Source organism: Clostridium sp. C8-1-8 (assembly GCF_009928445.1).
Taxonomy (GTDB): domain Bacteria; phylum Bacillota; class Clostridia; order Clostridiales; family Clostridiaceae; genus Clostridium_AR.
Genome location: NZ_JAABNO010000112.1, coordinates 1 through 206, shown reverse-complemented (window position 1 = coordinate 206; position 206 = coordinate 1). Strand labels below are relative to the sequence as shown.

Genomic DNA, 206 nt, shown 5'->3' with positions numbered 1-206 from the left:
TTCCTGACTTTATAGAGTTTATATCTATATCATAATAAAAACCACTCTTATCTGCATTATTATACTGCGGAAAGGCATTCTTTATATCTGGTCTTGAGCAACCAATATTGGCATTACTTATGAAGTTTCCATCTACATATACTTTAACTTGACTTACTCCACCTCTGTGTAAAGACCATCCGTCCACTCTTAAACTACTGTTTAGG

The 206-nt window shown here is 34.0% G+C and carries 1 pseudogene; it reads right to left on the bottom strand.

Annotation, left to right across the window (positions count from 1 at the left end):
• A pseudogene (locus GXK57_RS26315) lies at positions 1–206 on the bottom strand (cell wall-binding protein); the annotation flags it as partial.